The 16316-nt window shown below is 71.1% G+C and carries 11 protein-coding genes; 4 read left to right on the top strand and 7 right to left on the bottom strand.

What is annotated here, in order from left to right; all coding sequences use genetic code 11:
* Window positions 1–14: 14 nt before the first annotated feature.
* Window positions 15–4001: a Pls/PosA family non-ribosomal peptide synthetase gene (locus ACZ7OI_RS08930; RefSeq protein WP_470263611.1), complete on the bottom strand. Its 3987-nt coding sequence runs from the start codon at window positions 3999–4001 to the stop codon at window positions 15–17.
* Window positions 4002–4487: 486 nt separating this feature from the next.
* Between ACZ7OI_RS08930 and ACZ7OI_RS08925 the strand changes: the two genes are divergently transcribed.
* On the top strand, window positions 4488–4658 hold the full coding sequence (locus ACZ7OI_RS08925; protein ID WP_470263610.1) for a hypothetical protein: 171 nt from the start codon (window positions 4488–4490) through the stop codon (window positions 4656–4658).
* A 443-nt stretch (window positions 4659–5101) separates the two neighbouring features.
* Here ACZ7OI_RS08925 and ACZ7OI_RS08920 read toward each other — a convergent pair whose 3' ends face one another.
* Window positions 5102–5623: a hypothetical protein gene (locus ACZ7OI_RS08920; RefSeq protein ID WP_470263609.1), complete on the bottom strand. Its 522-nt coding sequence runs from the start codon at window positions 5621–5623 to the stop codon at window positions 5102–5104.
* Between the two features lie 126 nt (window positions 5624–5749).
* Entirely contained in the window at window positions 5750–6364 is a 615-nt protein-coding gene (locus ACZ7OI_RS08915) for a hypothetical protein (protein WP_470263608.1), read from the bottom strand.
* A 391-nt stretch (window positions 6365–6755) separates the two neighbouring features.
* Here ACZ7OI_RS08915 and ACZ7OI_RS08910 point away from each other — a divergent pair, with 391 nt between their 5' ends.
* Complete coding sequence (locus ACZ7OI_RS08910) at window positions 6756–9872, top strand: AfsR/SARP family transcriptional regulator (protein ID WP_470263607.1); 3117 nt, start codon at window positions 6756–6758, stop codon at window positions 9870–9872.
* On the opposite strand, the gene ACZ7OI_RS08905 is transcribed toward ACZ7OI_RS08910, so the two are convergent.
* The 3 genes from ACZ7OI_RS08905 to ACZ7OI_RS08895 all read right to left on the bottom strand — a co-directional run bounded on the left by ACZ7OI_RS08905 (window position 9873) and on the right by ACZ7OI_RS08895 (window position 12220).
* A complete protein-coding gene (locus ACZ7OI_RS08905; RefSeq protein WP_470263606.1) occupies window positions 9873–10286 on the bottom strand; it encodes a hypothetical protein in 414 nt (137 codons plus the stop codon). It lies immediately after the preceding gene.
* Window positions 10287–10666: 380 nt separating this feature from the next.
* Window positions 10667–11485: an MBL fold metallo-hydrolase gene (locus tag ACZ7OI_RS08900; protein ID WP_470263605.1), complete on the bottom strand. Its 819-nt coding sequence runs from the start codon at window positions 11483–11485 to the stop codon at window positions 10667–10669.
* A gap of 33 nt (window positions 11486–11518) precedes the next feature.
* Window positions 11519–12220 carry a helix-turn-helix domain-containing protein gene (locus ACZ7OI_RS08895; RefSeq protein WP_470263604.1) on the bottom strand — a complete coding sequence of 234 codons (702 nt, stop codon included), beginning with the start codon at window positions 12218–12220 and terminating at the stop codon, window positions 11519–11521.
* Between the two features lie 172 nt (window positions 12221–12392).
* Between ACZ7OI_RS08895 and ACZ7OI_RS08890 the strand changes: the two genes are divergently transcribed.
* A complete protein-coding gene (locus tag ACZ7OI_RS08890) occupies window positions 12393–13574 on the top strand; it encodes a cytochrome P450 (protein WP_470263603.1) in 1182 nt (393 codons plus the stop codon).
* Window positions 13575–13577: 3 nt separating this feature from the next.
* Entirely contained in the window at window positions 13578–14390 is an 813-nt protein-coding gene (locus ACZ7OI_RS08885; protein ID WP_470263602.1) for an oxidoreductase, read from the top strand.
* Between the two features lie 65 nt (window positions 14391–14455).
* On the opposite strand, the gene ACZ7OI_RS08880 is transcribed toward ACZ7OI_RS08885, so the two are convergent.
* Window positions 14456–16186, bottom strand: coding sequence for a CHAP domain-containing protein (locus ACZ7OI_RS08880; protein WP_470263601.1), 1731 nt, complete (start codon window positions 16184–16186; stop codon window positions 14456–14458).
* Window positions 16187–16316: the final 130 nt, after the last annotated feature.

Genomic DNA, 16316 nt, shown 5'->3' with positions numbered 1-16316 from the left:
CTGCTCCGGCCGGATCAAGGGCGTGCCACGCGCTTTCCGGCATCCGGCGCCCCGGAAATTCCCCGCGCCGGGATGCCGCGCCAGGCGGTCCCCGGGGGAAGCTGCTCTCCCTTCATCACCAGGGACATCGCGTCCACCTCCGTGCGGGCGCCGACCACGCTGTCGTACAGCACCACCGACCGCGCGCCGACGCTCGCGCCGCTCCGGATGTCCACAGTGGACATTTTCATCACCCGGTCTTCGAAGAGGTGGGTCTGGAGCGAGGTCGCCGGGCCGACGCACACGTCGTCGCCGAGCCGGACCAGGTCGAATTCGGTCAGGTACGTCGTCGAGATCCAGCAGCGCTTGCCGATCCGCGCGCCGAACAGCCGCAGCAGCGGGCCCAGCATCGGGGTGCCCGCCAGCGATCCCAGCAGCGCGGGCACGGCGGCGGTTTCGTACAGCGCGGTGACGAATTCGGTGCGGCGCACGAACCGGCTCCACAGGGGCTCGACGCGCGGCCGGTACCGCCCGACGATCAGCCATTTCGCCGCGGCGACCGCGAGCACCACGCCGAGTCCGCTCAGCAGGACCGCGGCCGGGGTCACGAGGACGGAGGCGAGCACGCCGGAGGTTTTTCCGGCCTGCAGCTGGGCGAGCAGCACGAGGTAGCCGGCCGCGGCGAGCAGGCTGCCCGGGACGACGATCCGGAAGAATTCGATGACCAGTCGTTCGACGACGCGCAGCCGGGTCGGCCGGAAGATCAGCTCGTCGGCGAACCGGCCGCTGTCCTGGCGGCGGGGAAGCCGGATCGGCGGGGTGCCGAGCCAGGACGTGCCGTCCGGGCTGCCGTCCGCCGGCGCCGCGGTGTGCACGCCGATCAGGCAGCCGTCGCCGACCGTGGCTCCGGAGCGCAGGAACGAGGCGTTGCCGAGGAAAGACCGGGTCCCGACTGTCGTGCGGCCGACCGCGACCTGGCCGTGGCAGTACGTCGCGGCTCCGACCGCGGCCATGTCGGCGACGAAGCTTTCCGCGCCGAGCGTGAGCAGGCCGGGGTCGAGCTGAGAGGCCGTCGACACCTCGGCGCGCGGCCCGATGCGGGCGCCGAGCGCACGCAGCCAGCCGGGCGTGTACAGCGTGGAGTAGAGCGAGTTGGTCGCGGCGAGGCTCGCGCCGAGAAGCTTGTCCGCGATCCACTTGCGCAGCCCGAACGAGGAGGCGACGTACCGGACGCCGGGGCGGGTGACGGGGAGCACGAGCCGTTTGCCCGCGAAGACCACGAAGCACACGGTGCCTGCGGTCACCGGTCCGGCGAGCAGGCACGCCCACCATCCGCCGGCAGCGCCGTGCGCGAGATACAGCCAGCTGCCGAGTGCGACGGACGGGGCGAGGAACACCAGGGGCAGCAGTTCGACGCCCAGCCAGGCCGCCGCGAACCGGGCCCGCAACGCCCGGGACGGGGGCTGCCCGGGCCGAGCCCGCAGCGCCGCGACGAGCGGATCGGTCTCCGCACAGCGCTGCGCGGGCGAGCCGGCCCAGTACTGCCCGGCCGGGATGCGCTGCCCGGCCGTCGCGGCCGACATTTCCGCCAGTCCTGAGCCGACGTCGAGCCGGGCGCCCGGCTCGACGACCGCGTTCGCGCCGACGAAGACGCGGTCGTGCAGCATGACCGGGGCGATCTCGACCCGGTTGCCCCGCACCCGGAAAGACTGCAGGTGCGCGCCGTAACCGACGCTGACGTCCTCGCCGATCGTCAGCAGCGAGGGCAGGCCCAGATTCGCGGTCGCGAGCTGGCAGTGCCGGCCCACCCGGGCGCCGAGGAGCCGCAAATACCAGGGCAGCAAAGGGGATCCGCTCATCGACCCGAGCGGGGCCAGCGTCGTCAGCCCGCTCACGAGCCACACCCGGAAGTACGCGGCGCTCCACAACGGATACTCGCCCGGCCGGATCCCGCGCGACAGCAGGCGGACGCCGGCGATCGGCAGCAGGAACCGCGCAGTCAGGTACAGCGCGGGCGCGATTGCGACCAGCAGCCACACGGTGCCGAGCGACAGGACGCCCCCGCTCTGCCCCAGCACCGCCGCGGCCGGCCCGCCGAGCAGCAGGAAGAGCAGGCACAGCGTGCCGAGTTGCGCCGCGCCCCAGCCGAACAGCCGAGCCCGGCCGACGCTCGGCGTCGCCGGAATCTGTTCCCGGGACGGCTGTGCGGGCGCCCGGTTCTCGAAGGCCTTGGCGAGCGCGCGGATCGTGGGGTGGGCATAGACGTCGGCGACGGACGCGTCCGGTGCCACTCCCCGTTGGCGCAGCAGCGAAACCGCGCGCGCGGCCAGCAGCGAATGGCCGCCGATGTCGTGGAAGAAATCGGCGGTCACCGACACTTCGGCGGTGCCGAGCAGTTCGCCCCACACCGCGGCGATCGCCCGTTCCGCCCCGGTTTCCGGGGCCGCCGCGGCGACCGCGTGGAACCTGGCCCCGGACGGGCGCGGCAGGCGGGCGCGGTCGACCTTGCCGCTCGGCATCATGGGCAGTTCGGCGAGCGTGTCGACGTAGCCGGGGACCATCGGCGCGGGCAGCCGCCGGCGCAGGCTTTCCCGCAGCCGCGCGACGATCGCGTCCCGGTCGTGGCCGCCTCGGGTGAGCGCCAGGTACGCGACGAGGTCTTCGGTCGGAGCGGCGGGGTGCGGGGCGACCGCCGCCACCGCCACCTCCGCGTGTTCCATCAGGACGCTCTCGATCTCCTGGAGGTCGATGCGGTGCCCGCGGATCTTGACCTCGGAATCCGCCCGCCCGAGGTACTCGATCTCGCCGCCGGGCAGCACCCGCCCGAGGTCGCCGGTGCGGTAGAGCCTGCCCCCGCCGGTGATCCGCGGGTCGTCGAGGAACCGGTCGGCGGTCAGGTCCGGCCGGTTCAGGTAGCCGAGCGCGACGCCCGGCCCGCCGATGCAGATCTCCCCGACGGCGCCGTCCGGCACCGGCCTGCGCCGGTCGTCCAGCAGCCGGATCCGGTAGGTCGGCAGGGCGCGGCCGATGGTGACCGGACGGCCGGGAAGCAGTTCGCACCAGGTCGCGGTCACCGTCGCCTCGGTGGGCCCGTAGGTGTTGAGCATCCGGCGACCCGGCCTGCTCCACCGCTGGACCAGTTCGGCCGGGCAGGCCTCGCCGCCGACCAGCAGCGTGCGGATGCCGGGCAGGTCGCGGTCCACCGTGGCGAGCACCGTGGGCACGCAGCACAGGACCGTGACGCGGCTTCGTTCGAGGAAGTCCGCGAGGCCCGACCCGATGCGGTCGGCGCCGACCGGACCGGCCACGAGCGTGGCCCCCGCCGCCCAGGTGGGCCAGATCTCTTCGATCGAGAAGTCGAACGCGATCGTCATGCCCTGGTACACGCGGTCGGTGCGGCGCACGCCGTAGACGTCCGCGACGACCCCGATGAAATTGCAGATGCTCGTCTGGCTCACCGCGACGCCCTTCGGCCGTCCGGTCGACCCGGAGGTGTAGATGACGTAGCACACGTCGTCCTCGACCGGCCGGAGCCGAGGCCGGGCAGGGCTGGCCCGCGCCGCCTCGGCCGCGAGTTCGCGGGGCCGCAGCACCGGGCAGCGGACCTCGCTCGCCGCCGAGGCCAGTTCGGGGGCGACGAGCAGGAGGTCGAGCGCGGCGTCGCCGGCGACGTAGGCGACGCGGTCCGCGGGCGCGGCCGGATCGATCGGCACGAACGCGGCCCCGGTCTTCAGCACCGCGAGCAATGCGACGTACATCGGCGTCGCCCTCGGAATCAGGAGGCCGACCCTGCGGTGCGGCCCGATGCCCCGGCGGATCAGCGCGTGTGCGAGCCGGTTCGCGTGCTCGTCGAGTTGCCGGTAGGAGAGCTGGTCCGGCCCGCATTCGAGGGCGACGGCGTCCGGTGTCTCGTCGCATGCCCGCTCGAAGAATTCGTGCAGCCGGACCGGGGCGGGCGCGTGGCGCGGCTCCGGGCGGAGCTGTGCGGTGTCCTCGAGGGAAAGCGACAGTTCCTCGCTCACAAGGCTTCCTTCTGCGGTGGGATGCGGGGGAGGGCGTGCGGATCAGGCACGGGTGCGGGCTGCCCGGCCTCGGCGGAAACGCGCGGACCTGTCCTAAATCGACAGTCCGGCGGGCCTGACCTCGGTGCGGCGGGCCGGAACCGGCCGCGCCGGGCGGGCGCTCAGGCTTCGGTGATCGAGCACGACGTCGCGATCCTGGCCTGCTCGGCTTTCCGGCCAGCGTCTGGTGTCACGATCACGTGCTCCTCGTTCGTTCGGGACCCCCCCCAGGCGCGTCGCAGGCTATGAACGCGACGCTGTGAGAAGCCTGAGTAACCGCGATCCGGTGGCCCGCAACACAAGACAAAACGCTCAGCCGGGCATTCAGACCGGGCGTTTTTCCCTGGTGTTCAGCCGTTGTGCACCGATCCGGGCGACCGCTTCTCTCCGCCGCGGAGGCGAGTCGACAACTCCGCGCGTCCTCCCGCGGCGCGAGGAAGAGCGGCCATGCCGGGCGCCGAGTTGAACAGCGGCGGGCCGACGTGCAGGAGGCGCTTCGCAGATGCTGCGCGACGCCGGTTCGGCGTACGACTCCTCGGCAAGATCAACAAACACGCGGTGCCGTACTTCTCCGAACGGTGCGACGTGCTGGGCGTCGGTGCCGCCGCGTTCGGCTGACTGGCCCGGCACAGGTACGTCAACAGAGGCCGGTTGGCGGAGCACGAGGGCTGCGTGGACGGCGGCGATCTCCCAGGGCTGATCGGCTCGAAGGCCGACCGCACCGGGCTTGCTCGACGTCGCCGACGAGGCGATCCCGCTCGCCGACGAGGGCGCGTTCCGGGGCGACAACGTCTGCCGCGAGTTCTTTCCCGAGCGCTTCGTTCCGGTCGAGGCGATCCTGAGCCGCACCTGCGCCGGTATGTCGACGAAACCCGCGCCGCTGGTGCCTCGGCGATCGCCAGTTTCCACGGCGACGGGGTACCGGCCGCGACTTCGCGCGCTATCCGACGTTGGGCAAGCGCTGGTTGTGCGTGTTCTCGCTTTCAGGCAGCATCGCGCGCAGCCGAGGCCGGAATGCGCCCCGCCGCGGGGGCGTCGGCGGGGCGCTGACGGCCGACACGTCAGTTCTGGTGGTGGACCAGGGTCGCGCCGGTCCGGAAGTCGTCGAGGACCGCGGTGATCTCCTTGTGGCGCAGTACGCACGTATAGCCGGGATCGTGCTCGATCTTCACCTGGACGGGGAACTTGGCGGTCCCGGCGACGGTGCCGTTTTTGATCGCATAGTCCGCCGTGGTCAAGCCGGTCGCGGAAGCGTGGACGTCGAGAGTCGTCTCGCCGTTCGTGCAGAAGGCCTTCACATCGGCGGTCAACTTGGTGGAGATCGTTGTGGTGCTGCGTCCCAACACCACATTCACCTCTCGGAACGAGACGGTGGCGACGGTGCCGTCCCAGCCGACGACGGTGTCCTCCGGCACGAAATGCGCCTCGGCCGCCAGCGCGGCGGTGGAGCCGGCGGCCAGCAACGCCATCGTTGTCGCCGCGGCTACCGCGAATCTCGCCGGATTCCGCCAAGCCGCGCCGGGCGATCCGCGGTCCTCCGGCCGACGTCTGGCGAGCAGCGCGCGGGTTTCCTTGAAAAACATGCCGACTCCTTGTCCGGTGTTCGAGGCGGAGAAAAAGGGGGAATCCGGCGGCGGCCGGCGCCAGGGGAGGCATTGCGCCGGCCGCCGCCGTTGCCGGCTCGTCAGAAGGCCGGCGGCGAGTCCCGGTCAGACCTGCTGGAAGTCCACCGGGACGTCGTTGTTGTTCTGGTCCTTGGCGCCGCCGGACGCGCCGTTGACGACCGTGAAGTCCTTGGTCGTCCCGTTGAACTGCAGCCTCAGCGTCTCGAAACCGACCCGCAGGGACGACACGCCCCGCAGATTGGCGGCCGCGACGTGGAACTTGAGGTCGATGTTGACGTCGATCAGCTGCTCGTTGCGGAAGGTCTCCTTCAGGACGCTCCGGCTGCTGTCGTGCTTGAAGCTGACGACCCACACCTTCCAGCTGTCCGACGACGGAAGGTTGTAGACCTGGTACAGGGCCTTGAAGTTGTAGCTGCGGAGCCTGCCGTGGATCTCTCCTTCGAGGTCGAAGCCCTGCGACTGGATCACGAGCTTCTGGAAAGTGCTGAAGCCTTGGAACGCGGTGATCGGGTCGTCCGCCGGGGCCGCGCGTCTGGCCCCGGCGTCCGCGGAGACGAGAGTGAACGGGCCTTGGGTCACGTCGATCAGGGACGAACGCGGCGCGGCGGAAGCCGCCGTCACCCCCGTGGTCAGCGCCATGACGCCGACCGCGAGCGCGACCGCCGCCCGGGCGCATGCCTTCCAGGCACGATTTTCCATGTCCGCCTCTTTTCTGTTTCCTGTCCGGTTTGGGGCACGTTTCGAGAATTGGGCATTCGACGGCTGAAGGCCGCCGCCGATTACTTCATCAGGGGGTACTGGACGGCGACTGGACGGCCGTTGGACTGCGGATCGCGGCCGGAAACGGGTTGTCCGCAACGAGATCCGGGAAATCGGGCACGCGCGCCGACGGTTCGCGATGAGTCCACAAAGGACTGTCCGTGACCGGGAAACGGTCTTTCGCGGCGGCGGACGGCCCTGGCGTGCACCCGGCCGTCGGCGGTATTTTAGCCCGGGCGGAGCCACTTTCTTGTGCGCCGGCCGCCGAACCCATTACGTTTGTCCTGCAGCCGATAGCGTTTTGGCTCGCAGCCGATAGCTGGGGGCCACGGTGGCAACGAGATCGGTACGCATCCAGGTGCTGGGATCGCTGCGCGCTTGGCGCGACGGCGCCGAACTCGACCTCGGCCCGCCCGGGCGGCGCGCGGTGCTCGGGCTGCTCGCGCTCGCCGGCGGGGATGCCGTGGCGTTGCGGGACCTCGTGGACGCGCTGTGGGGCGACCGGTCGCCGCCGAGCGCGGTGAACGTCGTCCAGACCCACGTCAAGCACCTGCGGCGGTTGCTGGAACCCGGCCGCGCGCCGCGGGCGGGCAGCGGGGTGCTGCCGCATGTCGGTGGCGGCTACGCGGTGCGGCAGGACGCCGTCGAAGTCGACCTGTGGCGGTTCCGCGAACTCATCGCCGAGGCGAACGACGCGCACCGCGACGCCGACACCGCCCGCGTCGTGGTTTCGCTCGGCGAGGCGCTCCGGCTGTGGCACGGCAGGCCGCTGGCCGATCTGCCGCCGCTCGCCGGCCATCCGAAGGTCGTTTCGCTGGTCGCCGAGCGCCGTGAGACGTTTTGCCGGTACGCCGGGGCGATGATCGACACCGGCGCCGCCGCCGAGATCCTGCCCGGCATCGCCGAAGCCGCCGCGGAACAGCCCCTCGACGAAGCCGCGCAGGCGCTGCTGATCCGCGCGCATCACGCCCTCGGGCAGCGGGGCGAGGCGTTCCGGCTCTACGGGCAAATGCGGACGCGGCTCGCCGACGAGCTCGGAATCGACCCCGGGCCCGAACTGCAAGCCGCCCACGCGGCCGTCCTGCGCGACCCCGGCGCCGCGGTTCCCGCCGAACCCCGGCAGACGCACCGGGTCCCGAAGCAACTGCCCGCCGAACCGCGCGCGTTCGCCGGACGGTCGGCGGAACTGTCGCTTTTGGACAGTCTGGCGACCGGCGGCATCGCCGTGGTCTCCGGCACGGCGGGCGTCGGCAAGACGGCGCTGGCCGTGCACTGGGCGCACCGCGTCCGGGCCCGCTTCCCGGGCGGGCAGCTGTACGCGAACCTGCGCGGCCACGCTCCGGGCGCGCCGGCGTCACCGGCCGAAATCCTCGCGCAGTTCCTTGCCGCGCTGGGGATTTCGCCGTCCCGCGTCCCTTCCGATACGGAGACCGCGTCGGCCCTGTACCGGACGATGACGACCGACCGGCGGATCCTGGTCCTGCTGGACAACGCCGTCAGCCCGGATCAGGTCCGGCCGCTGCTGCCCGCCGGACCCGGATGCCTGACGGTGGTGACCGGACGCGACAGCCTGACGGGGCTCGTTGCGGTGAACGGCGCACGCCGGCTCACGATCGACGTGCTCAGCCCCGACGAAGCCGTCGAACTGCTCGCGGGCGTGCTGGGCGGCGCGCGCGTCCGCGCCGAGCCGGAGGCGGCCGCCGAGTTCGCGAAGCTGTGCGTCCATCTCCCGCTCGCGCTGCGGATCGCCGCGGCCAACCTCGCCGACCGGCCCGGTTCCGACATCGAGGACTACGTCGCGGAACTGCGCGAGGGCAACCTTCTCGCCGCGCTCGCGGTGCCGGGCGACGAGCAGACAGCGGTGCGAGTCGCCTTCGACCTGTCTCACGCCGCGCTGTCCGCCGACGCGCAGCGGCTGTTCCGGTTGCTGAGCCTGATTCCCGGCGCGGATTTCGACGCCGAGGCGGTGGCCGCGCTGGCCGGTGTCGAGACGGCGCAGGCGGTCGCGGTGCTGGACCGGCTCGCCTCCGCGCACCTGGTCGAACACCCGCCCGGCCGGTACCGCTTCCACGACCTGCTCCGCCGATACGCCGCCGAGCAAGCCGGACTGCTGGAGTCCGCCGCGGACCGCGAGCAGGCGCTGCGCCGCGTGTACGACTGGTACCTGGCCGCGGTGGACGGCGCCGCCCGCCTCCTCTACCCGCACATGCTGCGGCTGCCGGTGTCCGGCGCCCCGGCCGCGTTCGCCGGGCTGGGCGAGGCGTCGGCGTGGCTGGACACCGAACGCGGCAATCTGGTCGCCGCCGTGCGGTTCGCGGCCGAAAGCGGCCCGCGGCCCATGGCGTGGCGGCTCGCCGACGCGTTGCGCGGGTACTTCTGGATGTGCATGCGCCGGGTCGAATGGCTCGCGGTGGCCGAAGCCGGCCTGAGCGCCGCCGACGCGGACGGCGGACTCCGCGCGCGGGCCGCCGCCCGGCTCAGCCTCGCGGATCTGTACTTCCGCCAAGGCCGGTACCAGCAGGCAGTCCGGCAGTACACGGCGTCGCTGCTGCACGCGCGGAAAGCGGGCTGGGTCGAGGCGCAGGCCGCGGTGCTCGGCAACCTGGGGTGCGTCTACTGGCAGTCCGGGCGGCTCGCCGACGCCGCGTCCCGGTTCGGCCGCGGGCTCGCCCTCAGCAGGCGGATCGGCCAGCCGTCCGGGGAAGCGGTCGCCTTCGGCAACCTCGGGCTCGTCCACTGGGAAATGGGCAGGCTCGCCGAAGCCGCCGAGCACTACACCCAGGCGCTGCGCCGGTACCGCCGGATCGGGTCCCGGTACGGCGAAGCGATCAGCCTCGCCAACCTCGGGCAGGCACAGCACGCCCGAGGCCGGACAGCAGAGGCGGTGGAACTGCTCTGCCGGTCCCTCGACCTGCAGTGCGAGGCGGGAAACCGGGGCGGCGAAGCGGAAACCCGCAGCCGGCTGGCCCTGGCGCACAGCGATCGCGGCCACCGTGCCATGGCGCTCGAATGCGCCGGAACCGGGCTCGCGCTCGCCCGGGAGGCGGGAGACCCGCGGACCGAGGCGGAGGCGCTGGCCGCGCTGGCGGCCGTGCTCGCCCGCTTCGGCGACCGGCCGGAGGCGATCCGCCGGTACGAGCAGGCCCTCGGCCTCATCCGCCAGACCGGCGACCGTTACCCGGAGGCCGACGCGCTGATCGGCCTGACGACGGTCACCGCGGACCCGGAGCCCGCCCGGCAGGCGCTCGAGCTCGCCGAGCGCGCGGGCTACCGGGCGCTGCAGGGCCGGGCCTTGACGGCGCTGGCCGGGGCTCTGCTCGCCCGGGGCGAGCACGAGGCCGCCGCCGAGCACGCCATGAGCGCGCTCGCCGTGCACCGGGAGACCGGACAGGGGCCGGGGGAGACGCGCACGCTCGCTCTCCTTTCCCGGCTGCGCCCCGGCGAGTGATCACCAGCGGATGCCGCTCCGATCGACCGTGTAGGTGCCGTCCGGCTCGACGGTGACGGTCGACCACGGGTTCACGCCGTCCGCGCCGACCGTGCCCTGGCACGCGAATTGGCCCCGGACGTAGACCGTCCGCCCGATGCCGTCCTTCGCGGGCTTGTCGTACGCCGCGACCAGGCCCACCCACCGGCAGGCCTGGTTCAGCACCTCGTGCGTGACCTCCACTCCCACCGACGTGATCTTCGATTCCTGCGCACACCACGAGACCTGGTCGGAGTACTTCCACACCCCTTCGTTGACCAGCTCGATCGGCGCGGTGGACCAGCACCCGTTCCCGTGCACCGCCGCGCCCGTGACGAACGGGACGGCGGCGAGCAACCCCGCCGTGACGGCCGTGAGTGCGCCGGCTCTGAGCATGACAACCCCCTAGTTTCCGTGTCCTCCCAATGTGTTGGCTGTTCGCGAGGCACGCAAGACGCGGAGGCGGCGGTTCCAGTCGACGTTCAGTGGGTGTCCAGTCCTCCCGGCGTCGCACGCGAGGACGGCCGGGACTGTGTATTGCCCGAATGAACCAGCAATGCAATTTCGGCATTCCTCCCCGTCGGGGACATCGTCCGGGGTTCCTCCGGCGTCAACACCGGACAGCCGCACGAGGTCAGCAACGCGGGCGAAGGGAAAGTGAAGCAGTACTGCCCGTGGACCGTCAAAGTCGTCTCAGTCGCTCCGGAAACTGACCGGGTACGAACCGGGGACGGGATCGCTGAGCAGTCGGCGAGGACCCGGAATGGCAACGCAGATCAGCCGAGGTGGTCGTTCGTGCCGTCGACCCAGGCGATGTACCGCCGCGCGGAGCGGCGCACGGCCGCCTTCGCGTCAGCTTGCAGGGAGGCCCCGGTCAGGGCGTAGATCCGGTCGAATTCGTAGGGCTCGAGCCGGTCCGCGAGCCGCCGGACGAGCGCGGCGGAAAGCGGGATCTGGTTGGGGTAGCTGCGCATGAACGTCACCCAGCCCGGCGCGGCGACCGGCACGACAGTGTCGCCGACCAGCAGCGTGCCCTTGCCCGCGGCGACGTGTGCGACAGCGGCGCCCGGGAAGTGCCCGCCCGCTTCGATCAAGGTGATCCCGGGCAGGATCCGCTCCGTGCCGTGCCATTCGCGGATGACCGGATCTTCCCGCCGCACCCAGTGCCGGTCCGCGGAATGCACCAGTACCGGGACGTTCCCGAGACTGTGGCTGAGGCTCACCTGCGAGCCGTACATGTGCGGGTGGCTGGCCACGATCGCCGCGGCCCCGCCGAGTTCGGCGATCTTGCCGAGCAACGGCGGGTCGAGGGCGTTGGGCGGATCCCACAGCAGGTTGCCGGCGTCGGTCTGGACCAGGTAGGTCCACTGGCCGATGCCGAACTCCGGCTCGCGGTGCAGGCGGTGGATTCCCGGTTCCGGTTCCTCGTGGACCAGGTCGTGCGGTTCGGCGGCCAGTGTGTCCATTGTGGTCCACGCCTGCCCGGAGGCGCGGACGTACTGCCGTTCGTCCGAGCAGATCCGGCAGGTTCCGGCCGGCGGCTCTTCGGTGTCGGGATGCTCGACCCCGCAGGTCCCGCAAATCCAGATGGTCATGCGAGCACCCTGGTACCTCCAGTTTGCTGGAGGTCAAGACTTCGCGGCGCGCGACACCTGCCGCCAATGCTCGGCAGCGTCGATCATGTCCTGCCGGATGTGCCGGAGCCAGTGGCTCGTCGCGAGCAGCCTCGTGCCGACCAGCGTGTCCCCACCGAACAGTTCCGCGCCTTGACGGGTGAAATCGGCCCACTGCGCAATGCCTTCCATGCTGGCCAGCCAGGCCTGCTGCCACACGTCGTCGTCGATCAGGTAACGCTCGCGGCGGCCGTCTCGCTCACGCCGCAGCAGCCCGCGTTTTTCCAGCCAGGCAACAGCTTTGGAGACCGATGCCGGGCTGACGCGCAACCGGGCGGCGAGTTCGGTCGCGGTGCGGCTGCCCGACTCGGCGGTGAACAGGCAGATCAGGACCCGCGCCATCATCGAGGGCATTCCGGTCTGGGCGGCCATCAGCGCGAACCGCGTCTCGAAGTCGCTCCGGCTCCGCGGATCGGCCGCGGCCCGCGGCGGCGCGGCGGGCGGCGAAGCGGGGACGCGGCGACGAGCCCTGCGCCGGGCGGCCTGCTCGGCGCGGTCGGCCCGGTAGTCGTGCGCCCCGCCGTTGCGGGCGACCTCGCGGATCACTGTCGACTTCGGCCTGCCCAGCCGCCTGCCGATCTCGGCGTAGCTCAGTCCGTCCGCCAATCCGGCCGCGACGCGCTGTCGTTCCGGGTAGCTCAACCTGCCGGCTGGCATCTGATCGTCTCCGCCCTCGAACTCGCCTCGTACCGCCGCCGATGCGTTCAGCTGCAGGCGAGTGCATCGATAATGTGGCTCTGGCCTGGGTAAATACAGATTCGTCGTTTGCGAAACAATGAAACATCGCTCTACCGTTTCCCGCAAGAGGTTCACGGGAAAGGAGCCGGCGATGACCAGGACACTGCCGACCGAGCGGGAGGCCGGCCGGCCGTTCGACCCGCCGCCGGGGCTGGCCGAACTGCGCGGGAAGAGTCCGCTCAGCCGGTTGGACTACCCGGACGGGCACGCCGGATGGCTGGTGACCGGACACGCCCTGGCCCGGGAAGTGCTGGCCGACCGCCGGTTCAGCGCGCGAGTCGAACTGCGGCACCTGCCGATCCCCGGAGGCGTCGCCAGCGATCAGCCGGCGCCTCCGGGGATGTTCGGCAGCATGGACGCACCGGAGCACACCCGCTACCGGCGGCTGCTCGCCGGCCAGTTCACCGTCCGCCGGATGCGCCGGCTGACCGAGCGGATCCAGGACATCGCGGACGAATGCCTGAACGCCATGGCCGAGCGCGGCAGCCCGGCCGACGTGGTCCCGGCGTTGGCGCAACCGCTGCCGGCGCAGACGATCTGCGAGCTGCTCGGAGTCCCCTTCGCCGAGCGCGACCGGTTCCAGCGGCACGCGCTTGCCCTCTTCCGGCTGGGCAACACGCCCGAAGAGGTCGGCGAAGCCTACGGCGCGGTGCTCGGCGTCATCGGCGAATTGATCGCCGCCAAGCGAAAAGCTCCCGCCGACGACGTGCTCAGCGACCTGACCGGCAGCGACCTCACCGACACCGAACTGGCCAACATCGGCTTCTCGCTGCTGGCCGCCGGTCTGGACACCACCACGAACATGCTCGCGCTGGGCCTGTTCGCGCTGCTCGAACACCCCGATCAGCTCGCGCTGCTGCGCGCCGAGCCCGAAATCGCCGACAACGCGGTCGAAGAACTGCTGCGCTACCTGAGCATCATCCCGTTCACCGTGCGCACCGCACTGGAAGACCTCGAACTCGGCGGCGAACAGGTGGCCGCCGGCGAGTCGGTCACCATCTCGGTGCCGGCGGCCAACCGCGATCCCGAGCACTTTCCCGAACCGGAAAAGCTTGACCTGCGCCGCAAAACGAGCGGGCACGTCGCCTTCGGCCACGGCATCCACCAATGCCTCGGCCAGCAACTGGCCCGCGTCCAGATGCGCGTTGCCCTGCCTGCCTTGCTGACCAGGTTCCCGTCGCTGCGCCTCGCCGTTCCCGCTGAGGACGTCGCCGTGCGCTCCGACATGCTCATCTACGGCGTCCACCGCCTGCCTGTCGCCTGGGAGGCCTGAACCGTGCCGAGAGTCTGCTTGCTCACCGGGGCGTCCGCGGGAATCGGCCGCGCCACGGCGCTGGAACTGCTGAAGGCGGGCTATGTCGTGTACGGAGCCGCGCGGCGAGTGTCCAAAATGGATGAACTCCGCGCCGTCGGCGGGCATCCGCTCGCCATGGACGCACGGAGCGAGGCCGACCTCGAGCGCGCCGTCCGCACGGTCCTGGACGAACAGGGGCGCATCGACGTCCTGGTCAACAACGCCGGGACGGTGCTGCACGGAGCCGCCGAAGACGTTCCGCTGGACGCCGCCCGCGATCAGTTCCAGGTCAACGTGTTCGCCCCGGCCAGGCTCGTCCAGCTGGTCCTGCCCGCGATGCGCGCGCAAGGGTCGGGACGCATCGTCAACGTCTCCTCGATCGGCGGGGAAATCAGCCTGCCGCTCGGATCTTGGTACTACGCCTCGAAACACGCGCTCGAGGCTTACTCCGACACGCTGCGGATGGAAGTCCGGCCCTTCGGCATCGAGGTCGTGGTCATTCAGCCCGGCATCATCAAGACCGAGTTCGAGGACCAAACCGCCTCGCAACTCCGGGAATACTCCGGAAACGGCCCGTACGGGCGAATGGCCGAGGCGATGGCGAGCCAATCCGAAACCGGTCTCGCGGACGGCGCCGATCCCGCCGTCGTCGCCGAGACGATCCGGCGGGCGGTGGAGGCTGATCCGCCGGAGACCCGCTATGCGGTCGGTTTGCACGCGGAGGAGTTGTTGCGGCTCAACCGGACTTTGCCGGATCGGGATTTCGACGAGCTGGTGACCCGCTCGTTCCGGTAGCGGAGACGGACACGTCCTCGTGCCCCGCAGGACACGAGGACGTCTCAAGGCCTGAAGCCAAAAACTCAGCCGACGCCGAGAGCCCAGGGGTCGCCCTTCGCGGAGATGGACGAACCCTGCCCGGTCGCCAGCCAGAGGCTGTTGTTGGCGTCCCGGCTCTTCCACGCCACTTCGAACCCGCCGTTGGGCAGCGTGACGATCGACGGGCTGGCATTCGCGGCCACCCCCAACGCCCACGGGTCGCCGTAGGAGGAGAAGTACGTGCCAGCACCGGTTCCGAGCCAGAGGCTGTTGTTGGCATCGCGGCCCTGCCAAGCGACTTCCCAGCCGCCGTTGGGCAGCGGTGCCAGCGACGGACTGGTACCCGACGCCACCCCCAACGCCCACGGGTCGCCCTTGGCGGTGATGGACGAACCCCGGCCGGACGCCAGCCAGAGGCTGTTGTTGGCGTCGCGCCCCTGCCACGCCACTTCAAATCCGCCGTTGGGCAGCGTGACGATCGAGGGGCTGCTGTTGGCGGCGACGCCTAACGCCCACGGATTGCCGTAGGAGGACAGAGCGACGCCGGTGCCAGTGCCAAGCCACAGGCTGTTGTTGCTGTCGCGGCCCTGCCAGGCGACTTCCCAGCTGCCGTTGGGCAGCGGCGCCAACGAGGGACTGGTACCCGGTGCGACCCCGAGAGACCACGGGGCGCCCTTGGCCGTGATAGACGCACCTTGGCCGGTTGCCAGCCAGAGGCTGTTGTTGGCGTCGCGCCCCTGCCACGCCACCTCCCACTGGTTGTTGGGGAGCGGGACGATCGAGGGGCTCGTGTTCGGGGCGACGCCGAGGGACCACGGGGCGCCCTTGGCGGTGATGGAGTTGCCCTTGCCGGTGGCGATCCAGAGGCTGTTGTTGGCGTCGCGGCCTTGCCAGGCGGTGACCCAGCTGCCGTCCGGGAACGTGGCGATCGAGGGTTTGGTGTTCGCGGCGACGCCGAGCGCGTAGGGGTCGCCGTACGAGGACAGAGCGACCCCGGAACCGGTGCCGAGCCAGAGGCTGTTGTTGGCGTCTCGGCCCCGCCAGGCGACGGCGAAGCCGCCGTTGGCGTCGGCCGCGATTCCGGAGCCGCCTTGCGGCAGCGTGCTCGGCGGCGGGGGCGGAGGCGTGGACGCGCCGCTGCTGACGTAGCCGAGCACCCACATCTCGTAACTCTTGCCAGGGAACAGTTTGTCGTGCGGATTCCAGGGACCGCCGTTGCCTTCGTCCGTTTGGACCTTGCTGCTGGACCAGAAAGCGCTGCCGCTTCCGCTGCCGCCTTCGTCCCCGCCGACGTCCGAGAGCAGTCCGTTGCTGTAGTCGGTGACGACGGCGATGTGAGAACCGTCGGTCGGGTACCGGTCGTCGCCGAAGATGACGGCGTCCCCGGGCTGAGGGACGTATCCGCTGCTGAGCGAATGGTAGGAGGAGACGTCCATCCAGCTGGGGACCGAGGCGGGAGCGCTGGCCGGAACGGGCACCCCGGCCTGCTGCCACACCCAGGAAACGAAGTCGCCGCACCAGAATTCGCCGCCGCCGGTGCAGCTGTGGTCGAAGCCGGTGCCGCCTGCGCTGTTCGTGCTGCAGTATCCCTTGCCGAGATTTGCCTTGGCGATGCTCACGATCTGGCTGCCGGTGGCGGCCGAAGCGGGCGTGCCGGCGCACACCAGTGCGGCCCCGCCGAGAACGGCCCCGATCAGGCCGGCCAGGAGCCGGGATCTGAGGCGGTTGTGCGCGGAAAGCATGACTATTCCCCCAAAAACGTCGATCGTCGTCATAAGGCGCACCGCCGCGGCCGGGGCCGTGCGCTGTCCGCCTGCCGGTCTTCGGTGCCGGCGAGCGGGACGCTATGGACACGCTCCGGCCGGCCGTCCTAGATTTGTCCTAGCAGTGAGATCTGCCGGGGGC

This window comes from Amycolatopsis sp. NPDC114503 (assembly GCF_055633655.1).
Note: the sequence above shows the minus strand (reverse complement) of the source record. Positions and strands in the feature narration are given on the sequence as shown.

Bases quoted from the DNA above. Each gene is read 5' to 3' on its own strand.
- ACZ7OI_RS08880 (WP_470263601.1), bottom strand. From the start codon at position 16,186: ATGACGACGATCGACGTTTTTGGGGGAATAGTCATGCTTTCCGCGCAC.
- ACZ7OI_RS08920 (WP_470263609.1), bottom strand. From the start codon at position 5,623: ATGTTTTTCAAGGAAACCCGCGCGCTGCTCGCCAGACGTCGGCCGGAG.
- ACZ7OI_RS08890 (WP_470263603.1), top strand. From the start codon at position 12,393: ATGACCAGGACACTGCCGACCGAGCGGGAGGCCGGCCGGCCGTTCGAC.
- ACZ7OI_RS08895 (WP_470263604.1), bottom strand. From the start codon at position 12,220: ATGCCAGCCGGCAGGTTGAGCTACCCGGAACGACAGCGCGTCGCGGCC.
- ACZ7OI_RS08925 (WP_470263610.1), top strand. From the start codon at position 4,488: ATGCCGGGCGCCGAGTTGAACAGCGGCGGGCCGACGTGCAGGAGGCGC.
- ACZ7OI_RS08905 (WP_470263606.1), bottom strand. From the start codon at position 10,286: ATGCTCAGAGCCGGCGCACTCACGGCCGTCACGGCGGGGTTGCTCGCC.
- ACZ7OI_RS08900 (WP_470263605.1), bottom strand. From the start codon at position 11,485: ATGACCATCTGGATTTGCGGGACCTGCGGGGTCGAGCATCCCGACACC.
- ACZ7OI_RS08915 (WP_470263608.1), bottom strand. From the start codon at position 6,364: ATGGAAAATCGTGCCTGGAAGGCATGCGCCCGGGCGGCGGTCGCGCTC.